At 55.1% G+C, this 7,736-nt stretch carries 7 protein-coding genes; 4 read left to right on the top strand and 3 right to left on the bottom strand.

The window, feature by feature from the left end; translation table 11 throughout:
* The 3 genes from ppgK to panB all read right to left on the bottom strand — a co-directional run.
* Window positions 1-724: polyphosphate--glucose phosphotransferase (gene ppgK, locus QZR18_RS08075; protein WP_295910884.1), on the bottom strand; the 724-nt coding region annotated here is incomplete at its 3' end.
* 71 nt (window positions 725-795) lie between these two features.
* Window positions 796-1,680 (bottom strand): type I methionyl aminopeptidase, encoded by an 885-nt coding sequence (gene map, locus QZR18_RS08070; RefSeq protein ID WP_178707130.1) that lies wholly within the window; start codon window positions 1,678-1,680, stop codon window positions 796-798.
* Between the two features lie 13 nt (window positions 1,681-1,693).
* Window positions 1,694-2,569 carry a 3-methyl-2-oxobutanoate hydroxymethyltransferase gene (gene panB / locus QZR18_RS08065; RefSeq protein WP_178707127.1) on the bottom strand — a complete coding sequence of 292 codons (876 nt, stop codon included), beginning with the start codon at window positions 2,567-2,569 and terminating at the stop codon, window positions 1,694-1,696.
* 139 nt (window positions 2,570-2,708) lie between these two features.
* Between panB and pheS the strand changes: the two genes are divergently transcribed.
* From pheS to argR, 4 genes are all read left to right on the top strand, one after another.
* Entirely contained in the window at window positions 2,709-3,800 is a 1,092-nt protein-coding gene (gene pheS / locus QZR18_RS08060; RefSeq protein WP_178707124.1) for a phenylalanine--tRNA ligase subunit alpha, read from the top strand.
* Window position 3,801: 1 nt separating this feature from the next.
* A complete protein-coding gene (pheT, locus tag QZR18_RS08055) occupies window positions 3,802-6,453 on the top strand; it encodes a phenylalanine--tRNA ligase subunit beta (protein ID WP_178707121.1) in 2,652 nt (883 codons plus the stop codon).
* Window positions 6,454-6,505: 52 nt separating this feature from the next.
* Window positions 6,506-6,997 (top strand): flavodoxin domain-containing protein, encoded by a 492-nt coding sequence (locus QZR18_RS08050; protein WP_178707118.1) that lies wholly within the window; start codon window positions 6,506-6,508, stop codon window positions 6,995-6,997.
* Between the two features lie 136 nt (window positions 6,998-7,133).
* Window positions 7,134-7,649: an arginine repressor gene (gene argR / locus QZR18_RS08045; RefSeq protein ID WP_178707115.1), complete on the top strand. Its 516-nt coding sequence runs from the start codon at window positions 7,134-7,136 to the stop codon at window positions 7,647-7,649.
* The last annotated feature ends 87 nt before the right edge of the window (window positions 7,650-7,736 follow it).

Here is a 7,736-nt window from a genome sequence, read left to right as displayed (position 1 = left end):
AAGCCGCACCAACAATACCGGCGGGATTACGTAGCTTTGCGGGGACAACGGGGGTACGGAGGTTCAGCAGGGGGAGGAACTTCTCGTGATTAGCACTCACTCCGCCACCGATAACGAAAAGGTCGGGGGAGAAGAGCATCTCAACGTGCGAGTAGTAGCGCTGGAGGCGCCCCGTCCACGTGACCCAATCCAGTTTCTGCGCGGTCTTCTGACCTGCAGAAGCTTGAGTTTCGGCATCATGGCCGTCAATCTCAAGGTGACCAAGTTCCGAATTTGGAATTAAGACACCATCATTGATGATGGCCGATCCGATTCCTGTTCCAAGAGTGGTGACAATGACAACTCCGGGAACATCTTTAGCGGCGCCGTAGATCGCTTCGCCTAATCCGGCGGCATCGGCATCATTCAGAGCAACGATGGTTCGCCCCAAGTGGCGATCCATGAGCTCGACAACATCGATTCCTGCCCATGATGGATCAAGATTCGCCATAAAGGGAACTCGTCCATGAATAATTGGCGCGGGGAAGGTGATCCCGACGGGAATATCATCGGTGACGTCGAGCTGGTGGAGAAGATCACCGCAGACCTGTGCAACTGAATCTGGAGTCGCCGGGGCCGGGGTTTCGATCACTACGCTTTCGCAGGAGTAGGTCCCTGTTTCAAGATCAACAAGGGCACCCTTGACACCTGAACCGCCAATATCAATTCCACACGCAAGTGTCATGTTGTTCTCCTTCGAAGGCCTTTTCTCTAAGGATAACCGTCTTTATCGAATCGTTAAAATTCACGCCAGAATTATGGAAGCGTCAGGATTTCAGCGCCGTTTTCTGTGACAACGATTGTGTGTTCGAATTGTGCAGAGCGACCGCGATCTTTTGTCACGACTGTCCACTGATCATCCCATTGTTCCCATTCAACTCCGCCCAGATTCAGCATGGGCTCGATGGTGAAAACCATGCCTTCTTCCATGATTTCGCTATGTGCGGGGGCAGTGTCGTAGTGTGGGACAATCAAACCTGAGTGAAAGGCCTCGCCGACACCGTGTCCGGTGTAGTCGCGAACAACACCGTAGTTGAAACGATGTGCGTACGATTCAATAACCCTGCCAATGACATTGATTTCTCGACCAGGGCGAACAGCCTTGATGCCGCGCATCATCGCTTCACGTGTACGCTCGATCAGAAGATGGGACTCCTCATCAACGGTCCCGACTTCGAACATCGCGCATGTATCTCCATGCACGCCGTCGTAATAAGCGGTGATGTCGACATTGATAATGTCGCCATCTTCAAGGGGGCGATCATCGGGGATACCGTGGCAGATTACTTCGTTGATTGAGGTGCACAGGGACTTCGGAAATCCCATGTAGCCCAAGCATGAGGGGTAGGCATCGCGCGAAATAATGAAATCGTGGCCGATACGATCCAATTCGTCAGTGGTTACCCCAGGACGAATTGCTTCCCCCACTGCTTGGAGAGCCTGTGCTGCGATTTGGCCGGCTTTGCGGATTTTTTCAATGGTTTCCGGTGTCTTGATATCAGAGGCCGTGATTACTTCTGGACCCGAGTGGTACATGTATTCCGGACGATCAATGTGTGTCGGGACAGGACGACGCGGAGAAATTATCCCAGGTTTGAGATTGCCAAGCGGGGCGCGCTCGGCACCAGTTGAGTGCGGCATTGCGGTGTAGTCCTTAGTTTGTTCGGTAATTCTCGGTTGAGGGGAATGAACCGTCGCGAACACAGGAGATATAGCTTTGTGTCGCGGAGTGGAGTTCTTGACCGATCTGCGCGAAACGGCGTGCAAAGGAAGGCGACCACGAGGTCATACCGGCCATATCCGACCAGACCAAAACCTGCCCGTCGGTGTGTGGACCCGCGCCGATTCCAATCGTAATGATCGAAAGTTCCTGACTCAGTTGAGTGGCGATCGGTTCAGGGACCATTTCAAAGACGACTGCGAAAGCACCTGCGTCAGCTAATGCATGGGTATCGCGCGCAAGGATCTGTGCACCTTCGCCGCGTCCTTGAACGCGAGGCCCACCCAAAGCGTTTTCAGATTGAGGGGTGTAGCCCAGGTGTGCCATGACCGGAATACCTGCCTCGGTCAAGAGCTTGACGGTATCGGCGCGCTGCGCACCGCCCTCGAGCTTGACAGCGTGTGCACCTGCCTTCATCAGGCGGACTGCGTTTGTAAGGGCCTGGGCGGGGGAAGCCTCGTAACTGCCAAAGGGGAGGTCCGCGACGATGAAAGCGCGTTTACTTGACCGTGCAACGGAGGAAGTGGCGCGTTCCATGTCCTCAATAGTGACCGGTAGCGTCGAGGAATATCCCAGAACAACGTTGCCCAGTGAATCTCCCACCAAGATCATATCGATCCCGGCCTGATCAAAAATCGAGGCAGTGAGTGCGTCATAGGCCGTTAACATCGAAATCTTAACGCCCTGCTCTTTTGCTGCCTGAAGGTGCTGGATACGGATCCGTTTCTTATCTAGAGGGCCTTGGGAAGCCTGAGAAGGGGAGGGTGAAGCATCCCGAGGCACTGAATCGTCAGCAAGGTAACCCGTCATTCTTTTCCTTTCGTTGCCCTATGAGCCTAGTCCGCACTACGGCTTCGTTCCAGCCAGAAGAAGCTGTTGACCTACAATGAAGAAAACCCTCGTATTTTCACGAGGAAAAATGCTGACACCAATCATAGGAGAGTAGGACATGACCGGCACCGCTGGTGGCCTCAATCCCTTGGATGAGCAGGCAATTGAAGAGCTCGTTACTCAAGCGACTTCAGCTATTGCTCATACCGAAACCCTCGATGAATTGAAAGCAGTTCGCCTGGAATTTATGGGAGACTCAGCTGCTCTTGTCCAGGCAAACCGTGGAATCGGGCAATTGGATCCGAAAGATCGAGGCGTTGCTGGTCGTCTTTTGGGAGGTGCCCGCTCGCGCATTACCCAGGCATTGGACGAGCGTCAGGAGCTCCTCCAGGAACGTTATGACGCGCAGGTCTTGGTGAGCGAAGCTGTAGACGTCACCATTCCTACCGCGCGCGAGCGTCAAGGTGCACGTCATCCCCTGGAAACGATCATGGAAGAGATTTCGGATTTCTTCGTCGGAATGGGATGGCAGATTGCAGAGGGACCGGAAATTGAACACGAGTGGTTCAACTTCGATTCTTTGAATTTCGATATCGATCACCCCGCGCGCCAAATGCAGGACACGCTCTACATTGATGGTCGCAGCGTCGGTGGTGAAAATGAAGAAGATGGCCACTTGGTGATGCGAACACACACATCGCCCGTGCAATCGCGTTCGATTCTTTCACGAGGCGTTCCTCTGTACATGGCTTGCCCCGGCAAGGTTTTTCGCTCCGATGCGCTGGATGCGACACACACCCCTGTCTTCCACCAAGTTGAAGGACTAGCGATCGATCGCGGTCTGACAATGGCGCATCTTAAGGGCGTGCTCGATCACTTCGCTCGTCACATGTTCGGCCCCGATGCGAAGACACGTTTGCGTCCGTCATTCTTCCCCTTCACCGAACCCAGCGCGGAGATGGATTTGTGGTTCCCCCAGAAGAAGGGCGGAGCTGGCTGGATTGAATGGGGCGGTTGTGGAATGGTCAACCCGAATGTTCTTCGAGCAACGGGTATCGATCCTGAGGTTTACACAGGTATTGCCTTCGGTGTTGGTGTCGAACGAACCCTGATGCTGCGAGACGGCATCGCAGACATGCATGACATCGTCGAGGGCGATGTGCGTTTCTCTGAGCAATTCGGCGTTAATGGACTGGGAAGGGGCAACTGACATGCCAATGGTTCCAATGAGCTGGCTGCGTGACTATGTCGATGCAGATCCGGCAATGACCACCGAGGAGCTCGCAGCTGCCCTGGTTCGCGTCGGGCTTGAGGAAGAGACTATTCATCCGGCTCGTGTCAGCGGTCCGCTTGTCGTTGGGCGTGTTCTGACGCGCGATGAGTTTGAAGCGTCCAATGGCAAGCTCGTGAATTACTGCCGTGTTGATGTTGGAGAGCACAATGACGCTCCCGGCACGGGTAAAGAACCTAGTGATCTCCCATCACGAGGCATTATTTGCGGCGCGCACAATTTCGAGGTCGGCGACTATGTCGTTGTCTCACTTCCGGGTGCGGTTCTTCCCGGTCCCTTTGAAATTGCTGCCCGAAAGACCTATGGCCATGTTTCTGATGGCATGATGTGCTCGGCGCGCGAACTCGGCTTGGGTGAAGACCATAACGGCATCATCATCTTGCAAAAGGAATTCCCCGATGCAGAGTTGCCCGCTGTCGGCTACAGCGTGATTTCCTTCCTTGGCTTGGGCGAAGAGGTTTTGGAAATTAACGTGACTCCGGACCGTGGCTACTGCTTCTCTGTGCGAGGCGTCGCTCGTGAGTTCTCACATTCGACGGGTGCTCCCTTCCGCGATCCTGGAATGGTTGGCACTCTTGTGTCTTCGGTTCCCGAGGCGAACGAGGCCGGTTTCCCCGTTGTGGTTGCTGACAGTGCCCCCATCCATGGACGCGTGGGTGCGGACCGTTTTGTGACTCGCATTGTTCGCGGTGTCAACCCCAAGGCTCCTACTCCTCGTTGGATGGTTGAGCGTTTGGAGATGGCGGGGATGCGTTCCCTGTCTCTGGCGGTCGATATTACGAACTACGTCATGCTGGATCTGGGGCAGCCTATGCACGCCTATGACCTATCCGCACTTGCTGCACCGATTGTGGTTCGCCGTGCTCGCGCAGGTGAAGAATTGACAACTTTGGACGAGGTCACTCGTTCTTTGGATCCCGAAGATTTGGTGATTTCTGATTCGCCCAGTGGTGAAGAAGGCTCGCGGCTCTTGGGCATCGCCGGCGTGATGGGTGGTGCTTATTCCGAGGTCGAGGATTCGACGACTGATATTCTCCTCGAGGCTGCGCATTTCGATGCGGTTTCGGTTGCTCGTTCTTCGCGCCGTCACAAGCTGCACTCTGAGGCAGCGAAGCGTTTTGAACGTGGAACTGACCCGCTCCTTCCTGCGGTTGCAGCGCAGCGCGCTGTTAACCTGCTTGTTCAATACGGTGGCGGTCAGGCCGACCCTGCAGTTTTTGATCTCAACACCTTGCCAGTGCCGACGAGCTATGAGTTTGCGTTGAGCGATGCTGAGCGTCTGACTGGCGTTTCCTACGCTCCCGAGCGTGTTTGTGAGTTGCTTGAGCAGGTCGGATGTGTCCTTGAGGATATTGATGGGCAGCGCGTTCGCGTGACTCCTCCTTCATGGCGGCCCGATCTCACGGGTTCTGCACACTTCGTGGAAGAGATTGCGCGTTTGGATGGCTATGACCGTATTCCCTCGGTTTTGCCGACAGCTCCTGCAGGTACTGGTTTGACTACTGCCCAGCGCGCACGACGTTTGGTGGCCCAGGGGCTGGCCCACGCTGGTCTTACCGAGGTGGAAAGCTATCCCTTCGTGTCAGATTCTTTCGATAAGCAGGGCCTGAGTGCGAACGACCCTCGTCGTCGTGCTGTGAAGCTGCGTAATCCGCTTGCCGATGATGCGCCCCTGCTCCGTACTTCGGTTCTGGATACCTTGCTGGATACCGCCGCACGCAACTGGGCTCGTGGTATCCCTTCGGTTGCGATTTTCGAGATCGCGAAGGTTGTCCATCCCGAGGGTGTTGTTCCCACCGGCTTGATTTCTGCTGAGCATCGTCCCAGTGACGAACAACTTGCCGCACTTGAGGCGGGGACTCCTTCCCAGCCGTGGCATGTCGGTGCAGTACTCGCTGGCAATGCCCGTCCCGCGGGAATTCTTGATTCCCAACGTACTTTCGATTGGGCAGATGCGGTCGAGGTCGCACGCTCAATCTGCGATCAATTGGGAGTGCGCGTCGAGGTGACGCGTGCCTGGCTTGCCGAACCCTCAACGCTTAAGGGGCCTCGACTTCCCGAGGCTGCAACGGATCCCGCTGAGGTCGCTCCTTGGCACCCGGGACGGGTTGCTCGTATTTTCGCCCGTGTGGGTAAAGATTGTGTCGAACTTGCTCTCGCTGGTGAGCTCTCACCGAAGGCATGTAAGGCTTTTGGGCTTCCTGCACGAGCCTGCGCCCTCGAGCTTGACGTCGATGCATTGATTTCGGTGATGAGCGATGAACCCATGCAGGTAAAGCCTGTCTCGACATATCCCGCAGCGAAGGAAGACCTTGCACTGGTTGTTCCGACGAATGTTCCGGTATCGCGTGTTGAACAGGTGATTCGCCAGGCTGCGGGTGCGCTGATCGAAGATCTGGTCCTCTTTGATATCTACGAGGGCGACCAGGTACCTGAAGGTTTCCGTTCCCTTGCCTTCTCTGTGCGCCTTCGCGCCGGCGATCACACCTTGACTCCGGATGAGGTACAGAAAGTTCGTGCTGACATCGTCAGCAAGACAGGTAAGGTTCTTGGGGCAACGCTGCGCGGATGATCGACTTTCCTCTTGCTAGGATTAACGTGGTTATTGGCGCGAAGGAGTAGTTATGAAGGTTTTAGTAACAGCGGCTTCACATCACGGTGCAACCATTGAAGTTGCGGATGCGATTGCACGCCATCTGACCAGCGATGGGTTTGAGGTTGTCCGCAAGTCCCCCGAAGAGGTTGACTCACTTGATGGCTTTGATGCAGTGATCTGCGGATCTGCTGTGTACATGACCCAGTGGCTGCCTGAAGCTCACGATTTTATGGAACGTTTTGCTCAGCAGCTTCACAAGCTACCCGTGTGGGCCTTCTCCGTCGGTATGAATGGTGTTCCCAAGCACGTTCCGCAAGATCCCAGCAGGATCGGTCCTGTGCTCACCCGTGTCGACGCAAAGGAGCTGCGTTCCTTTGCTGGACGATATGATCCTTCAATCTTGTCGCTGCGTGAGCGCGCTATTGTTCGCCTTGCAGGTGCTGTTGAAGGTGATTTCCGTGATTGGAATGCGATTGATCAGTGGGCAGAATCCATTGCACAGCAACTAAAGCAGGACTGAGGTATCGCTGACTCCTGCATCGATGAGGAAACGGGCCGTGTGCGCGAAGATTTTCGCACGCGGCCCGTTTCTCGCTTACACTGGTGCAACGGGAGTGGAGTCAATGTCGATTCACGGACGTAGTTAAGGGGTTTTGATGTCATCTGAAGCGACACCTCAGACGAAAGCTGGCCGCCACGCGGCGATTCGAAATCTTTTGGTCTCCCAAACCATTAGTTCGCAAGAACAGCTTCGCAGTGCATTGGGCAGCCAGGGAATTGAAGTCACTCAGGCCACCCTTTCGCGCGATCTCATGGAAATGCGAGCAACAAAGATGCGCGATCGTAGTGGTGCGCTGATTTACTCGGTTCCCAATGCTGATGGTTCACAATCCCATGAGGCTGAAGCCAGCACTGAACGCCTTCAGCGGTGGCTTCAAACTCTTCTGGTCACGTCAACGTGCGTGGAAAATCAATTGGTTTTGCGCACTCTTGTTGGAGCAGCGAACCTCCTAGGTTCTGCTCTTGATGTTGCACGTATTGACGATGTTGTTGGAACTATCGCGGGTGACGACACCGTCTTGATTATCTGTACCAGTGCTCAAGGCGCCCTTAACGCTCAGGACTACCTGACGTCCTTGGCTGGGGGAGGAACTCACCCGAGCACGCTCTGAGGACGATCGATTCTTAGGTTTTCATCAAACACAGCCGTGCCCGCTAGCCTGTCGCTAGAGGGCACGGCTTTTTGCCGCCTTCGCAAG

It is taken from the genome of uncultured Actinomyces sp., from assembly GCA_900541895.1.
Lineage (GTDB): Bacteria > Actinomycetota > Actinomycetes > Actinomycetales > Actinomycetaceae > Pauljensenia.
The sequence above is the reverse complement of the archived record's forward strand: the minus strand, read 5'-3'. Positions and strand labels throughout refer to the sequence as shown.